This window comes from Pseudomonas sp. NPDC087803 (assembly GCF_044742995.1).
Classification (GTDB): domain Bacteria; phylum Pseudomonadota; class Gammaproteobacteria; order Pseudomonadales; family Pseudomonadaceae; genus Aquipseudomonas.
In genome coordinates this window covers 25,612-42,495 of the sequence record NZ_JBIUVO010000015.1, presented here as the reverse complement: position 1 = coordinate 42,495, position 16,884 = coordinate 25,612, and the positions used below count along the sequence as shown (strand labels likewise).

Below are 16,884 nucleotides of genomic sequence, written 5' to 3'. Positions count from 1 at the left end.
AGCTCCTACAGGTTTCGCGTCGCGCCGTGATATGGCGAAAGTCGCTGCCCTTGTAGGAGCTGCCGCAGGCTGCGATCTTTTTGCACCTTAATAAATCAACCCTGCCACTTGCCACCCTCGACAATCACACTCTCAGGCTTGGTGTCATCGCTCAGCTCTTTACGCACGTATTGGTCATACAGCTTGAGCAGGTATTTCTCTTCACCCAACTTGGCCAGCTCGGTATTCACCCAGTCACGCAGCTCGATATTGCCCTTCTTCACCGCTGGGGCAATCGGTGCTTCGGCGCCGAGTTTTTCGTCCAGCAAACGGTAGCCCGGGTTCTGCTTGGCCCAGCTGAACAGCACCAGATTGTCCTGCGCGTAGGCATCGCCGCGACCGTTGGCCAGGGCTTGCAGCGACTCGGAGTTTTTCTCGAATTTCAGCAGCTTCCAGTCCGGATGATTCTTGGTCAGCCAGATGTCGGCCGTGGTACCGGTGGTGACGATGGTGGTGCGGCTCGCGAGATCATCGAGGTTTTTCACCGAACTGCCCTGCGGCACCAGTGCCTGCACCGCGACCTTGAGGTTCGGGTTGGTGAATTCCACCGCTTCCTTGCGCTCTGGAGTCACGGTCATGTTGGCGAGGATCAGGTCGACCTTGTCGCTTTGCAGGAACGGAATACGGCTTGCCGGCTCCACGGCCACGAACTCGACCTTGTTCTCGTCACCAAGCAGATCCTTGGCGAAGCGCCGGCCGATGTCGGTGTCGAAGCCGACGTAGCGCCCGGCCTCATCGACGAAACCGAACGGCGGCTTGTCGGTGAATACGCCGACGATCAGTTTGTCGCGGGCCTTGATCTTGTCCAGGTAGCCGGCCGGCGCGGCGCTTTCGCTGGCAACTTTCGGCTTGGCCGGTTCTTCGGATTTGTTGCAGCCGGCGAGCAGCGCGAGCCCCAGCAGCGGCAGGAAAAACAGGGATGACTTGGCAGTTTTCATAGCGGTTCCAGTTCCTTTGTCGGATTCGTTTCAGGCAGTGTTGCAACGAAGGAGAACTTCTCCAGAAACTGCTGCGCGCGTGCGGTTTGCGGGTTCGTAAAGAAAATCTCGGGCAGGTTCTGTTCAAGGATGCGCCCGGCATCCATGAACACGATGCGGTCGGCCACCGCGCGGGCGAAGGCCATTTCATGAGTGACGATCAGCAGGGTCATGCCCTCGCGGGCCAGGCCCTGAATCACTTGCAGCACTTCCTTGACCATCTCCGGGTCGAGGGCGGCGGTGACTTCATCGAAAAGCATGACCCGTGGGTTCATGCACAACGAGCGGACGATGGCGATGCGTTGCTGCTGGCCGCCGGAGAGCTGGCGCGGGAAAGCGTCGCGCTTGTCCGCCAGGCCCACGCGCTCGAGCAGGGCTTCGGCCTGCTGCTGCGCTTCACGGCGCTGGCGCTTTTGCACCTTGAGCGGGCCGAGCAGCAAATTGTCGAGCACGCTCATGTGCGGAAACAGGTGATAACTCTGGAACACCATGCCGATCTGCTGGCGGATCTCGCGCCAGTCGGTAGCCTTGTCCAGCAGCTCGCGGCCGACAAATTTCAGGCTGCCGCTGTGGGCCTCCTCCAGACCATTGAGGCAACGCAGCAAGGTGCTTTTGCCGCAACCGCTGGGGCCGAGGATGACGATCACTTCGCCGCTCTGCACTTGCAGATCAATGCCGTTGAGCACCTGCTGCTCGCCATAGAATTTGTTGAAGCCGTGAAACTCGATCAATGCGCTCATGCTTGCGTCCAGCGCCGCTCAAGCACGCGCGAGGCGGCCGACAGCGGGTAGCAGATGAAAAAGAAAAACAGGAACAGCGCGCCGTAGATCAGCACCGATTCGTAGGTGCGTTCGATGATCTGCTGGCCGACCTTGATCACATCGACCACGCCAATCAGCACCGCCAGCGAGCTGGTCTTGATGATCCGCGTGTAGACGTTGATGGCCGGCGGCGTCATGCGTTTCAGCGCCTGCGGCAGCAGCACGTAGCCATACAGTTGCGCCGTGTTGAAACCAATCGACAGCCCCGCCTCACGCTGCCCGCGCGGCAACGAATGCAACGCACCGCGTGCCACTTCGCCAACCTCGCTGGCGCCCCACAGCGACAGCACCAGCACCGCACACCAGAAGCTCGGCAGGCTCAGGCCGAAGAAAATCGGCAGGCCGAAAAACAGCAGGTACAACCAGACCAGCACCGGGATCGCCCGGAACAGTTCCAGATAAACCCGCAGGATCAGGTTCAGCCACGTCACATTGAGCGTGCGCAACACGCCATAGAGCACGCCGCCGACGGTGCTGATGGCGATGCTCAGGAACGAGATCGACAGAGTTTGACCGGCGCCTTTTGCCAGTTGCGGCAACGACACCCAGAGCAGTTCAAGACCCGAACTGGCCATGCTGGAGCCTCCTTTCCAGACGGCTGAGCAGCAGCGACAGCGGCAAGAACAACAGCACGCAGATCAGCGTCAGCACGGCGAGCATTTCGTAGGTTTTGTAGTAGAGCGCGATGTAGCTCTTGGTGGTGTAGAGGATTTCCGGCACGGCCACCGCCGAAACCAAGGTGGTTTCCTTGAGCAGGAAAATGAAATTGGCGAACAGCGACGGCAGGCTGAGAATGCCCGCTTGCGGCAGGATCACGTAGCGCAGCAACTGGCCGTGGGACAGGCCGATGGAACGCCCCGATTCCAGTTGCGCCTGCGGCACCGCGTCGACACCGGCACGCAGCACCTCAGTGAGGTAAGCACCGCCGAGGAAGGTCATGGTGATGATTGCAGCGGTGAACCCGGAAACCTTGATCCCCAGCGCCGGCAGGGCGAAGTAGATGAAGAACAACTGGATCAGCAGCGGCGTGTTGCGCGCCAGCTCGACATACAGGCCGACGGCGCGCTGCAAGTAAGGCGTGCGAAACACCAGAATCGTCGCGTTGAGCAGCGCCACCAGCAGCGACGTGCCGATGGCGATGAAGCCGACCTGCAGCGTCACGCCCACGGCTTTGAGAAAGGCCGGCAGGGTGCTGAGAATGAATGCGTAATCGAAGGTCATGAAACGTCCTGACGCCACTCGGTAAGTGGCGGTGATGCAGTCCATGGACAGCGGGTGGCTGTCCGGCAGGCACTGACTTTATAGGTATAAAAACCAGAATTTAAATACCGTTAAAGCATATTGATATCACCCAAAAAACTATCCTGTGGGTTTGCCGGGAAGGAATAAGAAGGCTATTTTCCCTTGCGCTGTAGGAAGGATCTTTTTTGCATGAAAGCCCTCCAAGGACGAACAGCTTTTGGCCAGACTCCCCCGGCCAAACCATTACAAGGAAGACAACATGGACGTAAAAGTGCCGCAGCGACTGGACCCGCAGGACATCGTGAAATTGCTCGTGGCGTTGCGCCGGGCGTTGAAGGCTCAAGTGGCCTGAGTCAGCGAAAAAATCAAAAGATCGCAGCCTTCGGCAACTCCTACAGGAGATCGCATTCCTCTGTAGGAGCTGCCGAAGGCTGCGATCTTTTGCTTCTGGCTCTAGATTTTGTGGCGCCCCCCACAAATCGCACACACAAAAACGCCGATGACCATCACTGGCCATCGGCGTTTTCATACCTTGAAGGGGTGGTTCAAGCGTCGGATCAGAACGCTGGCAGTACCGCGCCGTTGTACTTCTTCTCGATGAACTCTTTGACTTCCGGGCTGGTCAGGGCAGCGGCCAGTTTCTTGATGGCGTCGCTGTCCTTGTTGTCCTCACGGGCCACCAGGAAGTTCACGTACGGCGAATCAGAGCCTTCGATCACCAGCGCATCCTTGGTCGGGTTCAGCTTGGCTTCCAGCGCGTAGTTGGTGTTGATCATGTCCAGATCAACTTCCTTCAGGACGCGTGGCAGCAGGGCCGATTCCAGTTCCTTGAACTTGAAGTTGTGCGGGTTCTTGGCGATGTCTTTCGGCGTTGCCAGGGCGTTTTTCGGATCTTTCAGTTCGATCAGGCCAGCCTTCTGCAGCAGGATCAGCGCGCGGCCGCTGTTGCTGCCTTCGTTCGGGATAGCGATGGTCGCGCCGTCCGGCAGATCAGCCAGTTTCTTGTACTTGCTCGAGTAGCCACCGAACGGTTCAATGTGCACGCCCTTCACGGTCACCAGGTACTTGGTCTTGTCGTCCTTGTATTTACCCTGGTTGAAGCTGTTCAGGTACGGTTCGGTCTGGAAGTAGTTGGCATCCAGACGCTTCTCGCCAACCTGCACGTTCGGCTGCACGTAGTCGGTGAAGACTTTGATTTCCAGATCCACGCCTTCTTTGGCCAGGGTCGGTTTGATCAGCTCGAGAATTTCCGCGTGCGGCACCGGAGTCGCCGCCACCACCAGTTTCTCGCCGGCCTGGGCCAGGGAAGCAGTCAGAGCAGCCGCCAATGCGGTAAACAACAGAACCTTTTTCATGCAGTGTCCTTATCGAGAATCACGGTCGCGAATGGCGACGGCTATTAATACGAGTGCCAGTGAAGTGCTATCTCTGGCGTGAAGCGGACAATACCGGGATTTTTTATTCCCGGACAATAACGATTATTCACTTTGATATTCCATTTCGTTCATACACGCGAAACAGACGTGTAGGAGCTGCCGCAGGCTGCGATCTTTTGCTTTTCAATAGGTTGAAACCGCTGGAGAGCAAAAGATCGCAGCCTGCGGCAGCTCCTACACGAGGCCGGCGTTTTTCAGTAACTGCTTCAGCGCCTGCTGATCGGAAGCGGTGCCATTTTCCAGGATTTGTTTGATCTGACTTTCGATCTGCACCAGCGTCTGTGGCAGGTTCAGGTGCTCCGGCAGAATTTCGTCGCCAGTGCTGACCAGCAGCGCAAAGTGAATGACGTTTTCCAGCTCACGGGTGTTGCCCGGCCAACTGTGGCGCTCCAACAGGTGCTGCGCCGCTTCGCTGATCAATGGCACCGGCAGATCCAGGCGCTGGCTGTAGATGCCGAGAAAATATTCCGCCAGCGACAGGATGTCGCCAATCCGCTCGCGCAGGGCCGGCAATTCCAGCTGCCCTTCGCTGAGGTAGTGGTAGAGCCGTTCATGAAATTTCCCCGCGTCTACCGCTTGCGCTAGGTCGATGCTGGTCGCCGCCACCAGCCGCACATCCACCGGGCTTGGCTGATGCGCGCCGACGCGGGTGACTTCGTGGTTTTCCAGGGCGGCGAGCAGTTTGATCTGGATCGGCAACGGCAGATCGCCGATCTCGTCCAGATACAACGTGCCGCCGTTGGCCGAACCGAACCAGCCGGCGCGACTGCTCGCCGAACCGGTGTAACTGCCGGCGGCATAGCCGAACAGCTCGGCATCGGCGTAGGTCGGGCTGATCGCGCCGCAATTGACTGAGACGAACAGACCGCTGCGATCACTGGCACGATGGATGTGGCGGGCGAGCAATTCTTTACCGGTGCCGGTCTCGCCACGAATCAATACCGAGATGGCACGCGGTGCCAGGTGTTCCAGTTCCTCGCGCAACTGGCGGGAACGGGGATCGACGAACACCAGCGCCTTGGCGCGAATGCTCAGGGGACTTTTTTCCGCATCGGGAAAGGTCAGCAACGGCTGACCGAATGTTTCGAAACTCATGGCAGACTCCCGCCCAGAACCGCCGGCAGACGGGGGCGTTCAGAAAAGAAAAAGGTTCAAGCGCGACGCCGGGCGTGATGTTCCAGGCGGTTCTGCAGGCGATACAGATAAGCGAAACCCTGCTCCCAGCGCTGATGCCCGGACTTGACGTTGATGTGCCCGGCCCCGGCAAGAATCCCCGCTTCGGCGCCCCAGTTGCGCGCCAGCTCCAGCGCGCGCGGCGCACTGACGGCGGCGTCGTTGTCGGAACCGACCACTTGGCTTGGGAACGGCAGCAGATCTGTCGGGATCGGCGCGAAATTGCGCAACGCAGGCGCGCAGGCCGGACGCTCGACATCGGCAGGTGCGACCAGCAGTGCACCGCGTACCTGACGCAGATATTGCAGCGGCGCGGTCGCGGCCCAGTGCGCAACTGTGATGCAACCGAGGCTGTGAGCGATCAGGATCACCGGCGTGCTGTCGGCGGCAATCGCCTCGGCGAGCGCTGCCACCCAGTCTTCCCGGCGCGGTGTCAGCCAGTCGGCCTGCTCCACCCGTGCGCTGTTGGGCAGGCTGTGCTGCCAGTGGGTTTGCCAATGATCTTCTGGCGATCCTTGCCAGCCCGGCACAATCAGGTAGCGGATTGATTCGTTGCGCATGGGGAGCTCTCCTGCGTCGTGTCTGTTCCTGATCGAGTATAGGGACGGGATTTATATTCGTTAAGGAATAAGAAGCTATTTATTAAGACCCAAAAGAAATATCAGTTGCCTTGTGTAGGAGCTGCCGAAGGCTGCGATCTTTTGATCTTGTTCTTAAAAGCAAAATCAAAATCAAAATCAAAAGATCGCAGCCTTCGGCAGCTCCTACAGGGATCGCGTGTGGGTTAAAACCGGGATAAAAAAGGGGCCGCACCCTGCCAAGGAGACGGCCCCGGAAAAACATAAATCCTGTTACCGCGCGGTGATCACCGACAACTTGGTAATCCCCGCCCGCTCGATCGAGGCCATGGCCCGCGCCACTTCGCCGTAGTTCACCCCGTCGTCGGCCTGCAATTGCACGCGCACTTCCGGGTCCTTGGCCTTGGCCGACTTGAGGTTGAATTCCAGCAGGTCCGGCTGGATTTCATCCTTGTTGATAAACAGTTTGCCGGCGCCGTCGATGCTCACCACCAGCGGATCTTTCTGCTCGACCGGTGCTACCGCCTCGGTCTTCGGCAGGTTGATCGGGATCGCGTTGGTCAGCAGCGGCGCGGTGACGATAAACACCACCAGCAGCACCAGCATCACGTCCACCAGCGGCGTCACGTTGATCTCGCTCAGCACCTCGTCGCTGTCTTGCGTGGAGAAGGCCATATCAGGACGCCTCCTTCACTTTTGCCGCGCTACCCGGTGCCGCTACCTTGTTTGCAGTCGGGTGGATCAGCACGCGGAAGGCACTCTTCTGCGCCAGGCTGTAGAAGTCGTGGGCGAAGTCATCCAGATCCGCCGCGGTCAGTTTCAGACGCCGCAAAAAGTAGTTGTAAACCAGCACCGCCGGCACCGCGACCGCGATCCCCACCCCGGTGGCAACCAGTGCCGCACCGATCGGACCGGCGACCGTTTCCAGGCTCGCCGAGCCTGCCGCGCTGATGCCTTTAAGCGCTTCCATGATTCCCCACACCGTGCCGAACAGACCAATGAACGGCGAGGTACTGCCAATACTCGCGACCACGGCCAGACCGGTTTCCAGCGAACGCCGTTCGCGCACGATCTGCTGACGCAAGGCCCGTTCGAGGCGATCCTGATGGTTGATCGCCTGGCTCAGGTCATTCGCCTGTGGCGCTTCGCCGACCTGGATCGCCGCGTAACCAGCCTGTGCTACTCGTGCCGCAGCGCCGGGTTGGGTTTCACTCAACTCGGCGGCGGAGTCGAGACTCGACGCCGCCCAGAAGCGTTTATGAAACTTGCGATCCTGCGCCTTCAGACGACCGAACTGCACAGCCTTGAGCAGCGCCAGTCCCCAGGTGGCAACGGAAAAAACCACCAGCAGCCAGATCACCGCGCTTTCGATGGATTCCAGTGGAGAGGCCAGTAACGTCATGATGTATTCCCTCGTGTGTGGGAGCCGAGCTTGCTCGCGATGGCGGTTCCAGACACACCGCGAGAATAAAGTCAGCTGATTACCAATTAATGAATCTTGAAATCGATGGGCACGCTGACCCAGCCGTCCTGGGCGACATCACCCTGCTTGGCCGGCACAAAGCTCCACTGCTTGACCGCGCTTAGCGCTGCATCGTCGAGTTGCTGCCGACCGCTGCTTTTCTGAATCTGGATCTCACCGGGCTTGCCGTTGGCCAATACATGCACCCTCAGCATCACCGTGCCTTCCCAGCCGCGACGCTGGGCCAGCGATGGATATTCCGGCGCCGGGTTCTTCAGGTACGCGGCGTTGGCCGAGGCCGGCGTCACCGGTGCGGGAGCCGGTGGCGCGGGCGGTGCCGGGGCGGCAACCGGAGCGGCCGGTTGTGGCGGTGCCGGAGGCTGCTCGACTGTTTTGGGTGCCGGTTTCGGCACCGGCTTGGCCACGGGTTTCGGCTTGGGCTTGGGAATCGGTTTAGGTGGCGGCGGCTTTACCGCCAGCTCGTCTTCAACCGGCGGCGGTGGCTCCACGACCGGTGCCGGTGGCGGCGGTTCGACCACCGGCGGCGCGGGTGGCGCCGGCCGCGAAAACTCGATGGTCATCGGTGGAATTTCCGGCGGCACGATCGGCAATGCCGGCGTCGGATGCTGGTTGATCCAGTAGATCACCGCACCGTGCACCAGCAGCGCCAGCACGCCGAGCAGAATGGTTTCACGGCGGCTCAGAATGCCCTTGGGCGCACGCTGCAAACGCAGTTGCCCCAGCGGCACACGATGGGGCCGGCCGAGATCGACCAATTCGCCACTCGGTGCCTGGCGCCACAGCACCTCCTGTGCACTGGCGGCGGTCTGGACATTGCCCATTGATTCACTCCCTGCGGTCTCTTTGCGAAGTACCCGACGGGTCGCCGCAAACATCCCCCGGGCGACAGGTCGTTGGGTGAATCATTGGAGCAATTGCTTATCTCCGAAAGTAACTTTTATCGATGTATTTAGAATTTTTATGAATATAAATTTTCACTGATCACTCCGAAGCCGCGCCCTGAAAGGCCTGGCGCCGAGGTGAAAATTTACAATGCTTTTCAAGCATGAAAAATATTCAGCGAAGGCATGCGAAAAGCCTTCAATCCGGGCTTTTTCAGGGCTCTTGTCGGACGAATTCAAGGCCCGTCAGTGCGACCTCACCGCTCAGATCGGCAGCGCTGCCCATCGCCCGCAGACGCGCATAGGACTGATCGGGCGAAAACAGCACCCACGCTTGCCCCATACCGTCGGACATGAACGTGCTGAACGTAATGGCGACCGGGCCCGTTGAAAAGCCATGCCGGAAATGAAAGTTGCCGAACGCGAGCGGGTAATCTCTCCCGGAGATGGACAACGTCCCGGAGAAACTGCCGGTGCGGTCATCGCCCTCGACGAGGGTCAAGGTTGTATCTGAAGGTTCATGACGATAAACGCCGTTGATCGTGGACATGTACAGCATCCTTGCTTGATGTTTGAGAGAGAAATCTGGCGCTGGCTGCGCCTCATGCATGGCGAACGAAGTCGCCCGGCAGGCTGCTGACCGCGCCGTCATAGGTAACGCGCACGCAGTGCCCGCGCAATTCATGGGTGCCGCGACTTGGCGAGAACAGGGTCAGGGCGAAATAACCGTGATCCTGATTATTGGCAATCAGCGTGACCACGGTTGGCGGCTGGTAGCCGTTAAGGCTGGCATAACGGCCATTGACGATGCCGTAGTTGATGCCTTGGTGATGCAACGTGCCGCCGAAGACCCCGGTGCGGTCATCGGAATCGACAATCGTCAGAGAGGGCCCATCGAGGGTGTTGGAATAAAGCGCGTTTTGCATATAAGCGTCCTGATCGAATGATTAAGTTCACCGCGAGCTTAGAATCAAACGCCGGCAAACGCTGTCATCCAGAGGAAGCATAACCAACATGAAAGTGACTTATTTCATGTAAGAAAAAAGCCGCCAGGCTTGAATAGCCTGGCGGCTTTTTCTGCAACATTGAATTACTGTTTAATAAACTCTCCAGCCAGACCCACAACATCACCATCAAAGTTGGTACGCGAACCCACCGCACGAACTTTTGAATAGTTGTGATCCGGCGAGAACAGCGTCCACGACTGATAGCCCGTGCCGTCATTCAGCGCCGCGAAAGTGATGATCGTAGGCTGCCCGGTGCTGTTCTGGAAATGGTAATGCCCGTAAGCGATGTCGTAATTCACGCCGTTTTGGCTGAACTTGCCGCTGAAGGTGCCGTTGGAGTCGTTGCCATCGGTAATCGTCAGTTTGGCGCCAGCGTTAGCGTTTACATAATTGCCATTAATGCTCGACATAACGAGATTTCCTTTATCGTTGGATAAGTGTCTTCCGATGAGAGCAAGTTTCCTCCTGGAAACTCACGACACTCAGGATGGTTGGCCATTCACTTATTGTCCACGCGACTTTTCAACGAAATTGCAATAAGCACCATTCATCTCTCACATAACTTATCGCCATTTATTCGAGCATTAATTCCTTTTCAACTATCGACTGGCACTGACTTGTCGCGCTGATGGTGTCGGCGCGACAACCGCAGTCTCGGAACGCGGGGTTCCGGCCGGCACCCAGTCATAACTCACAGGCAACGCGCGATAGACCCAGTTGCTGATTGCATCGCTACCCGGCGCCTTGCCCAGATACGGGCTGACGTATTCCCAGACGTTTTCACCGCTGGCGGTGACCTGGAAAAACCGCCCGTTCATGCCTTCGTCGATCAACGTATTACCGTTGGGCAAACGCCGCGCGCTGCTGATGAACGAACTGTAGAAGGCCCACCCCGGCTGCTTCGAATTCGCCGCGCTGTACTGCCAGACAATTTCATTTTTCAGCGGATCGATTTCCAGCACTCTCGAGCCGGAAATCAGCCCGAGGGTGACGTTCGGATACCCCGCCGAGCCTTGGTTGTCGAACACCAGCAGGTTGCCGGCGCCGGGCAGTCCCGCGGGTATGATGTGCGCGTCATGCTGACCGACGAACTGATCCACCGGACGCGGCAGTTTCTGCGCGGTTTTCGGGTTGATCAACGGCAGGTTCGGACCGAGGCGCCAGACCACTTTGCCGCTGTGCTTGTCGATGATCGCGATGAAGTTGGCGTTGCGCGAATCAAGCAACAGGTTGTCCGGATTGAAGCGTTTGTCCCCGGCATCGAACCACTTGTTCGGCCCGACCACGCTGAGGTTGTTGATGTGCAGGTAGTCTGGGTTGTCGCTGGCGCGTACCAGTTTCAGTTGCTCCGGGGTGAAGCCGAATTCGTTCAGGTGTTCCGAGGCCAGCCACTGCCATTTCACCTGCCCGTCGGGGCTGACTTCGTAGATCGCATCGTCGATCACCTCGGGCACTTTGAAGCCTTTGACCTGGTGCACCTTGTTCGCCAGCACCACGGTGTTGCCGTTGCTCAACCGGCGCTGATCATGATGCTGTTGCGCCGCGCCACCGGGCGCCTTGTCCCCCCACTGCCAGATCACTTTGCCGTTCCAGTCCAGTTCGCCGACGCTCTGATTGCCCAGCCCGTTGCCGGCAGAGCCAAGTTTGCCCGGATCCTTGTCACTCAGTTGCAGCAGCACATGCCCGCGCTCGCCGCCGACCAGTTGCGGGTCGATGATCGCCGAGGGGAAACCGGCCTGCGGCCAGGTTTTCACCTCGTTGCCGTTCATGTCGATCAGGTGCGTCTGCTTGTCGGCGCCACTGAAGATCACATACTGATTGAACGCCTTGTCCGGGTCGTAACGGGTAACGCCGGTCGGGTACACGCTGGGTGCGGCGAACACCGTGGTACTCAACGCCGCGCCGGATAACAACAGCGCTAAAGCGGTTTTGCCTGGCAACATGATGCAGCTCCTTGAATGACAGATCAGAAGTCGTAGCGACCGGTAACGCCGAGGGTGCGCGGCGTACCGAGCAGGCCTTCATAACCGCCGTTGCCGCCGGTCCACAGGGTCGTGTAGTAGGTTTTATCGAAGGCGTTTTTCAGCCACAGGGAAACGTCCCACTGGCCCTGATTGAAATCACCGCGCAGACCGGTGGACAGGTTGACCACCGCGTAGCTCGGGATCTGCCCGTAGTCGGAATCCTCGACCGTGCCCACCGCTTTCGAGCGGAACGCATAGCTGGCGGTGACGTAGGGTTCGAAGCCGTTGGCCAGGTTCCATTTGTATTCGCCGTTGGCGTTGCCGATCCATTTCGAAGCGCCGACCACCTGGTGGCCGCTGAGGTCGCAGGACGCTGGTGCGCCCGGTGCCTGGCTGACTTCTGGTGGGCATGGCGCATCTTTGTACGACAGGTAACTGACGTCGTTGTACGAGCCGTTGAAGTTCAGCGTCAGGCCGCGCAACGGGATCACCGTGCTTTCGAACTCGACGCCGCGCGAGCGCACGGAACCGGCGTTGGTCAGGTATTGCACACGGTTGACGTCGTCGTAGGCGTTGGTCTGGTAGGCGTTGACCTGGGTCCAGAACACGTTGGCGTTGAGCTGCAAACGCCGGTCCCACAGGGTGCTCTTGAAGCCGAGTTCGGCGTTGTTGGCGCGCTCGGTGCCGATCAGCAGCGAGTCGGCGCCAGCGGTCGGCGCCGAGCCCACCGCGAGGTTCACCCCACCGGATTTTTCACCGTGGGACAGGGTGGCGTAGCCGAGCAGGTCATCGGTGATGCGATAGCTGAGGTTGAGCAGTCCGGACGGGCTGGAGCTGTACTGATTGAGATCGCCAGAGTCGTAGGCGCCAGCACGTCCGCGTCGTGCCGTGGCCGCTGTGCCGGTGACCGTGGCGCCACCGACCGGAGCATCGCGAGTGACCCAGGCGTTTTTCTCTTCATAGGTACCACGCACCCCGGCGGTGAAGTCCAGGCGTTCGGTAAGGTGCCAGGTACCCTGGGCGAACAGGGCAAAACTGTCGGTCTTGATGTGGCCGTTACCGACGCTGCCGACGTTGGCCAGTGCACCGCGTGGCGTGCCGTTCCAGATGTCGGCCTGCGGGCCGTAATAGGCGAAGGATTTGTTGTCCAGATCCGAGCCGAAGTAGTACGCGCCGAGCACATAGTCGAAAAACTCGCCCTTAGGCGAGGCCAGGCGAAATTCCTGCGAGTACTGTTTGTCTTCCACCGAAACGCCAGCGTTGTAGGTCGCCGCGACGTTGAGACCATCGTCGTTGGCCGGGGTGAAATTCCAGAAGCGATAAGAGCTGATCGAGGTCAGGGTGAAGTCGCTCGGCAGCGTCCAGTTGGCCTCCACCGACGTGCCGCCCTGATGCACGGTGACGTGCTGGTCGTTGTCCAGATTGACCTTGCGGTGCGAGCCGTTGACCAGCGTCGCACCGGCGGCATTGGCCCGGGACTGGTAGAGGTTGACGCCGTTGATAGTCGGCCCGGTGTTGTACAGCACGCGGGTGCCGGCGCTGGAATCCTCTTCGTTGTAGTCGCCGATCCAGCGCACGTTGAAGTCTTCGTTGGGCTTGAACAGCAATTGCGCACGGAAGCCATCGCGCGAGCCACCGTTCAAATCATGGCCGTTGTATTCGTTCTTGATGTCGCCGTCGCTGCGAGTGCGATAGGCCGAAAAGCGCCCGGCCAGCTCATCGTTGAGCGGCCCGGAAATGGTGCCCTTGGTCTGGAAATAACCGTCCTCGCCGAACGAGGTTTCGATGCTGCGCTCCGGGGTGAAGGTCGGCGCGCGGGTGCTGATGTTGATCACCCCGGCGGTGGTGTTCTTGCCGAACAGCGTGCCCTGCGGCCCGCGCAGGACTTCGAGCTGTTCGATGTCCATCAGGTCGAACACCGCCATCCCCGGACGGCCCAGATACACGTTGTCGATGTACAGACCGACACTGCCCTCCAGACCGTCGCTGGCCGGGTTGTTGCCGAGGCCGCGAATCGACACGCTGGACTGGCGCGCATGCATGTAGGCGACGTTGACGCTCGGCACCAGTTGCTGCAAATCCTGAATCCGGTAAACGCGTTGGGTCTCCAGAGTCTGGCCGCTGACCACGCTCATCGGCGTCGGCACATCCTGCGAGCTTTCTTCGCGGCGGCGGGTGGTGACGGTCACGGTTTCCAGCTGCGAGCTGTTGGCCGCCGGTTTGCCGGCGGGGACTGGCGCCGGGGTGTCGGCGTCGGCGGCGTAGCTGTGAGTCCAGCTGGCACTCCCCGCCAGCAACAGGGCCAGAGGCAGGCGTTTGAGCCGTCGTGGCGTTAAGGGTGACGCAAGGTTCAACGGACTCATGGCGCGGCTCCTGGTCAAAAAACACACAGACATCTTCAGTGCTGCATATTCTTTTCAGTTATTTATTTATGGATTTACAAATATTTACTGCATAAGAGATTGCCTTTATAAGGAGTCGACCTAATGCATATCCAATGCATTTCCCGGATATTTTTTATGTGAAAAATGCATATCGACTTGCGCCAACTTCGACACTTCATCGCCCTCGCCGAACAACGCAGCTTCGTCGCCGGCGCGCAGGCGGTGAACCTGTCGCAGTCGGCGTTCAGCCGCAGCATTCAGGCGCTGGAGCACAGCGTCGGTTGTCAGTTGGTCGACCGTGGGCGCAAGGATCTGCCGCCGACCAAGCAGGGTCAGGTCCTGCTCGAACACGCGCGGCGACTGGTCAGCGGCGCGCAGCAGATGGCCAACGAGATCAGTCAGTTCAATGGGCTGGAGGCGGGCGAGCTGCGCTTCGGTTGCGGCCCGGCGCCGGCAGCCGGATTGATCCCGCGCGCGATCGGCACCTTCATCGGTCGCTATCCAAAAGCGCGGGTGCAGTTCCAGGTCGATGACTGGCAAAGCCTGAGCAAACGCCTGCTCAGTGAGGAGTTTGAATTCTTCGTCGCCGACACCCGACATTTCGAGGCCGACCCGGATTACCTGACTTACCGCCTGCGGCCACGCAAATGGCATTTCTGCTGCCGTGCCGGGCATCCGTTGGCGGCGTTTGAACGGGTCTCGGCCGACCAACTGATGAGTTATCCAATGGCGGTCAGCATTCGTCCGCCGAACCTGCGCAAGGTCATCGTCGACCTCAGCGGCCGTCCGGATTTCAGCCCCAATGTCGAATGCGAAAACAGCTCAAGTCTGCTCAGCGTGGTGCTGCGTTCGGATGCCATCGGGATTGTCGGGGCGTATTCCGATGCACTGCACCAGGCCAAGGGTGAGCTGGTGTGTTTGCGGATCGAGGGTCTGGCGGATGATCTGGAGGAGCTGTACACCCGCTACGGGATCGTCAGTCGGGCGGGGTATCGGTTGTCGCCGCTGGCCGAGGCGATGATTGAGCAGATCAAGGCGATTGATGCGGTGGATGAGGAGGTGTGTTCGCTGGAGAATTTTGCCGTCTGATATATCACTATCGCGAGCAGGCTCACTCCTACAATGGATCGCATTCCAATTGTAGGAGTGAGCCTGCTCGCGATAGCGTCAGCCCAGGCACCGATGCAACCACTGCATAAAACCCATTCCCCAAATGCACTTGCCGAACACCCCCGCCGAAAGCGACAACCCTTGCCTGTCTTTCTGACCGGTGAACCTCATGTCCAACCCGCAAAACTCCGTGCGCAACGTGCTGTACATCATGTGCGATCAACTGCGCCGCGATTACCTGTCCTGCTATGGCCATCCGCATCTGCACACGCCGAACATCGATCGCCTGGCCGCCGCCGGCGTGCGCTTCAGCCGTGCCTACACCCAGGGCACGATCTGCGGGCCGTCGCGAATGTCGGCCTATACCGGGCGCTACGTCAGCAGCCATCAGGTCGCATGGAACGCCGTGCCGCTGCCGCTGGAAGAACTGACGATCGGTGACTACCTGCGCCCCCACGGCATTCGCACCGCACTGGTCGGCAAGACCCACGCCACGGCCAACGTCGATGCCCTGCAGCGCCTGGCGATCAACCCGGACAGCGCACAGGCCGAGGTGCTCAACGAGGTCGGTTTCGAACCGTACTTTCGCCACGACGGGATTTTCCCCGACGACCCGGTGTTCGACGACAAACGCGAATCCGCGCCCTACACCCACTACCTGCGCGAGCAGGGTTTCGACGGGCGCAATCCCTGGCACGACTGGGCCAACGCCGCCGAAGGCGAGAACGGCGAAATCCTCAGCGGCTGGCAGATGCGGCATGCGCATTTGCCAGCGCGAATTCCCGAGCAGTTCTCAGAGACTGTCTACACTACAAATCGAGCCATCGACTTCATCACCGAGCAAGGTGACAAATCCTGGTGTTTGCACCTGTCCTACATCAAACCGCACTGGCCCTACATCGTACCGGCGCCATACCACGCTTTGTACAGTACGAAATCGATTCTCGAAGCGGTCCGCGCGACACCCTCCGAAGTCAGCCTGCACCCCGTATACACGGCGTTTCGTCAACACGAGGAAAGTCTCAACTTCTCCCGTGACTCAGTACGATTGAATGTAATCCCCACCTACATGGGCCTGATCAAGCAAGTGGATGATCAACTCGGGCGGCTGTTCGATTTTCTGCAGAGCAACGGGCGTTGGGATGACACGTTGATCGTGTTCACCAGCGATCACGGCGACTTTCTCGGCGACCACTGGTTGGGCGAAAAGGAGTTTTTGCTCGAGCAAGCGGTGGGCGTGCCATTGATCGTGCGCGACCCACGCGCCGCAGCAGATATCACTCGGGGCACGGTGGATGAGCGGCTGGCGGAAACCATTGATGCATTGCCGACGTTTCTGCAGGCACTGGGCTTGCCCGGCGCCGAGCATCGGCTGGAAGGACGCTCGCTGATCCCGCTGCTGCACGGCGAAAATCCCGACTGGCGTCGCTACGCGATCAGCGAATACGACTACGCCTTCCAGGCCCCGGCACGCGAGCGACTTGGCCAACCGATCGACCGTTGCCGCATGACCATGGTGCGCAGCGAGCGCTGGAAATACCTGGCGTACGACGGCTTCCGGCCGCAGTTGTTTGATCTGCTGAGTGATCCACAGGAGCTGCGCGACCTGGGTGATGATCCTGATTACGCGGCGGTGCGCGAGGAGCATGCGGGGTATCTGTTCGAGTGGGTGCGCGGCTTGAAGCGGCGGACCACGATCAGTCATCAGGAGATTGATCTGCGTGGGCAGCGGTTTCGCTATGGCGAGCCGGAGACCGAGAAAGTCGTGCAGATTGGCGTTTGGTGAAAT

General features: G+C 59.5%; 17 protein-coding genes. 2 read left to right on the top strand and 15 right to left on the bottom strand.

The annotated features are described in order from the left end of the window. Positions 1-95: 95 nt before the first annotated feature. The 15 genes from ACIOUG_RS11480 to ACIOUG_RS11410 form a co-directional block, all read right to left on the bottom strand. A complete protein-coding gene (locus ACIOUG_RS11480; protein WP_401065424.1) occupies positions 96-977 on the bottom strand; it encodes a transporter substrate-binding domain-containing protein in 882 nt (293 codons plus the stop codon). Then, positions 974-1,756 (bottom strand): amino acid ABC transporter ATP-binding protein, encoded by a 783-nt coding sequence (locus ACIOUG_RS11475; protein ID WP_401065422.1) that lies wholly within the window; start codon positions 1,754-1,756, stop codon positions 974-976. The genes ACIOUG_RS11480 and ACIOUG_RS11475 overlap by 4 nt, the downstream gene beginning before the upstream one ends. After that, a complete protein-coding gene (locus ACIOUG_RS11470) occupies positions 1,753-2,412 on the bottom strand; it encodes an amino acid ABC transporter permease (protein ID WP_401065420.1) in 660 nt (219 codons plus the stop codon). Before ACIOUG_RS11470 ends, ACIOUG_RS11475 begins: the two co-directional genes overlap by 4 nt. Continuing rightward, positions 2,393-3,058 carry an amino acid ABC transporter permease gene (locus tag ACIOUG_RS11465; RefSeq protein WP_401065419.1) on the bottom strand — a complete coding sequence of 222 codons (666 nt, stop codon included), beginning with the start codon at positions 3,056-3,058 and terminating at the stop codon, positions 2,393-2,395. Before ACIOUG_RS11465 ends, ACIOUG_RS11470 begins: the two co-directional genes overlap by 20 nt. A 578-nt stretch (positions 3,059-3,636) precedes the next feature. Beyond that, entirely contained in the window at positions 3,637-4,434 is a 798-nt protein-coding gene (locus ACIOUG_RS11460; RefSeq protein ID WP_401065417.1) for a MetQ/NlpA family ABC transporter substrate-binding protein, read from the bottom strand. A 255-nt stretch (positions 4,435-4,689) separates the two neighbouring features. Then, complete coding sequence (locus ACIOUG_RS11455; protein ID WP_401065414.1) at positions 4,690-5,610, bottom strand: sigma 54-interacting transcriptional regulator; 921 nt, start codon at positions 5,608-5,610, stop codon at positions 4,690-4,692. Positions 5,611-5,666: 56 nt separating this feature from the next. Next, positions 5,667-6,248 carry an alpha/beta hydrolase gene (locus ACIOUG_RS11450; protein WP_401065412.1) on the bottom strand — a complete coding sequence of 194 codons (582 nt, stop codon included), beginning with the start codon at positions 6,246-6,248 and terminating at the stop codon, positions 5,667-5,669. Positions 6,249-6,539: 291 nt separating this feature from the next. Then, positions 6,540-6,941, bottom strand: coding sequence for a biopolymer transporter ExbD (locus ACIOUG_RS11445; protein ID WP_003220570.1), 402 nt, complete (start codon positions 6,939-6,941; stop codon positions 6,540-6,542). Position 6,942: 1 nt separating this feature from the next. Further along, positions 6,943-7,668, bottom strand: a complete 726-nt coding sequence (locus ACIOUG_RS11440; protein WP_401065410.1) for a MotA/TolQ/ExbB proton channel family protein — start codon at positions 7,666-7,668, stop codon at positions 6,943-6,945. A gap of 86 nt (positions 7,669-7,754) precedes the next feature. Next, on the bottom strand, positions 7,755-8,570 hold the full coding sequence (locus ACIOUG_RS11435) for an energy transducer TonB (RefSeq protein ID WP_401065407.1): 816 nt from the start codon (positions 8,568-8,570) through the stop codon (positions 7,755-7,757). Positions 8,571-8,844: 274 nt separating this feature from the next. Further along, positions 8,845-9,180: a hypothetical protein gene (locus tag ACIOUG_RS11430; protein ID WP_401065405.1), complete on the bottom strand. Its 336-nt coding sequence runs from the start codon at positions 9,178-9,180 to the stop codon at positions 8,845-8,847. Positions 9,181-9,232: 52 nt separating this feature from the next. Beyond that, positions 9,233-9,556 carry a hypothetical protein gene (locus ACIOUG_RS11425; protein WP_401065402.1) on the bottom strand — a complete coding sequence of 108 codons (324 nt, stop codon included), beginning with the start codon at positions 9,554-9,556 and terminating at the stop codon, positions 9,233-9,235. A 164-nt stretch (positions 9,557-9,720) separates the two neighbouring features. Further along, the gene (locus tag ACIOUG_RS11420) at positions 9,721-10,047 is read right to left on the bottom strand and encodes a hypothetical protein (protein ID WP_003220553.1); all 327 of its coding nucleotides are present in this window, start codon (positions 10,045-10,047) and stop codon (positions 9,721-9,723) included. Positions 10,048-10,236: 189 nt separating this feature from the next. Further along, the gene (locus ACIOUG_RS11415) at positions 10,237-11,580 is read right to left on the bottom strand and encodes an aryl-sulfate sulfotransferase (protein ID WP_401065399.1); all 1,344 of its coding nucleotides are present in this window, start codon (positions 11,578-11,580) and stop codon (positions 10,237-10,239) included. A 23-nt stretch (positions 11,581-11,603) separates the two neighbouring features. Further along, positions 11,604-13,964: a TonB-dependent receptor gene (locus ACIOUG_RS11410; RefSeq protein ID WP_401065397.1), complete on the bottom strand. Its 2,361-nt coding sequence runs from the start codon at positions 13,962-13,964 to the stop codon at positions 11,604-11,606. 165 nt (positions 13,965-14,129) lie between these two features. Between ACIOUG_RS11410 and ACIOUG_RS11405 the strand changes: the two genes are divergently transcribed. Together ACIOUG_RS11405 and ACIOUG_RS11400 are read left to right on the top strand one after the other, a co-directional pair. Further along, a complete protein-coding gene (locus tag ACIOUG_RS11405; protein WP_401065394.1) occupies positions 14,130-15,074 on the top strand; it encodes a LysR family transcriptional regulator in 945 nt (314 codons plus the stop codon). 190 nt (positions 15,075-15,264) lie between these two features. Continuing rightward, positions 15,265-16,881 carry an alkaline phosphatase family protein gene (locus tag ACIOUG_RS11400; protein WP_401065391.1) on the top strand — a complete coding sequence of 539 codons (1,617 nt, stop codon included), beginning with the start codon at positions 15,265-15,267 and terminating at the stop codon, positions 16,879-16,881. Positions 16,882-16,884 lie beyond the last annotated feature (3 nt).

Excerpts from the sequence above, each read along its gene's own strand:
- ACIOUG_RS11480 (WP_401065424.1), bottom strand. The coding sequence starts at position 977 with ATGAAAACTGCCAAGTCATCCCTGTTTTTCCTGCCGCTGCTGGGGCTC.
- ACIOUG_RS11475 (WP_401065422.1), bottom strand. The coding sequence starts at position 1,756 with ATGAGCGCATTGATCGAGTTTCACGGCTTCAACAAATTCTATGGCGAG.
- ACIOUG_RS11470 (WP_401065420.1), bottom strand. The coding sequence starts at position 2,412 with ATGGCCAGTTCGGGTCTTGAACTGCTCTGGGTGTCGTTGCCGCAACTG.
- ACIOUG_RS11465 (WP_401065419.1), bottom strand. The coding sequence starts at position 3,058 with ATGACCTTCGATTACGCATTCATTCTCAGCACCCTGCCGGCCTTTCTC.
- ACIOUG_RS11460 (WP_401065417.1), bottom strand. The coding sequence starts at position 4,434 with ATGAAAAAGGTTCTGTTGTTTACCGCATTGGCGGCTGCTCTGACTGCT.
- ACIOUG_RS11455 (WP_401065414.1), bottom strand. The coding sequence starts at position 5,610 with ATGAGTTTCGAAACATTCGGTCAGCCGTTGCTGACCTTTCCCGATGCG.
- ACIOUG_RS11450 (WP_401065412.1), bottom strand. The coding sequence starts at position 6,248 with ATGCGCAACGAATCAATCCGCTACCTGATTGTGCCGGGCTGGCAAGGA.
- ACIOUG_RS11445 (WP_003220570.1), bottom strand. The coding sequence starts at position 6,941 with ATGGCCTTCTCCACGCAAGACAGCGACGAGGTGCTGAGCGAGATCAAC.
- ACIOUG_RS11440 (WP_401065410.1), bottom strand. The coding sequence starts at position 7,668 with ATGACGTTACTGGCCTCTCCACTGGAATCCATCGAAAGCGCGGTGATC.
- ACIOUG_RS11435 (WP_401065407.1), bottom strand. The coding sequence starts at position 8,570 with ATGGGCAATGTCCAGACCGCCGCCAGTGCACAGGAGGTGCTGTGGCGC.
- ACIOUG_RS11430 (WP_401065405.1), bottom strand. The coding sequence starts at position 9,180 with ATGTCCACGATCAACGGCGTTTATCGTCATGAACCTTCAGATACAACC.
- ACIOUG_RS11425 (WP_401065402.1), bottom strand. The coding sequence starts at position 9,556 with ATGCAAAACGCGCTTTATTCCAACACCCTCGATGGGCCCTCTCTGACG.
- ACIOUG_RS11420 (WP_003220553.1), bottom strand. The coding sequence starts at position 10,047 with ATGTCGAGCATTAATGGCAATTATGTAAACGCTAACGCTGGCGCCAAA.
- ACIOUG_RS11415 (WP_401065399.1), bottom strand. The coding sequence starts at position 11,580 with ATGTTGCCAGGCAAAACCGCTTTAGCGCTGTTGTTATCCGGCGCGGCG.
- ACIOUG_RS11410 (WP_401065397.1), bottom strand. The coding sequence starts at position 13,964 with ATGAGTCCGTTGAACCTTGCGTCACCCTTAACGCCACGACGGCTCAAA.
- ACIOUG_RS11405 (WP_401065394.1), top strand. The coding sequence starts at position 14,130 with ATGCATATCGACTTGCGCCAACTTCGACACTTCATCGCCCTCGCCGAA.
- ACIOUG_RS11400 (WP_401065391.1), top strand. The coding sequence starts at position 15,265 with ATGTCCAACCCGCAAAACTCCGTGCGCAACGTGCTGTACATCATGTGC.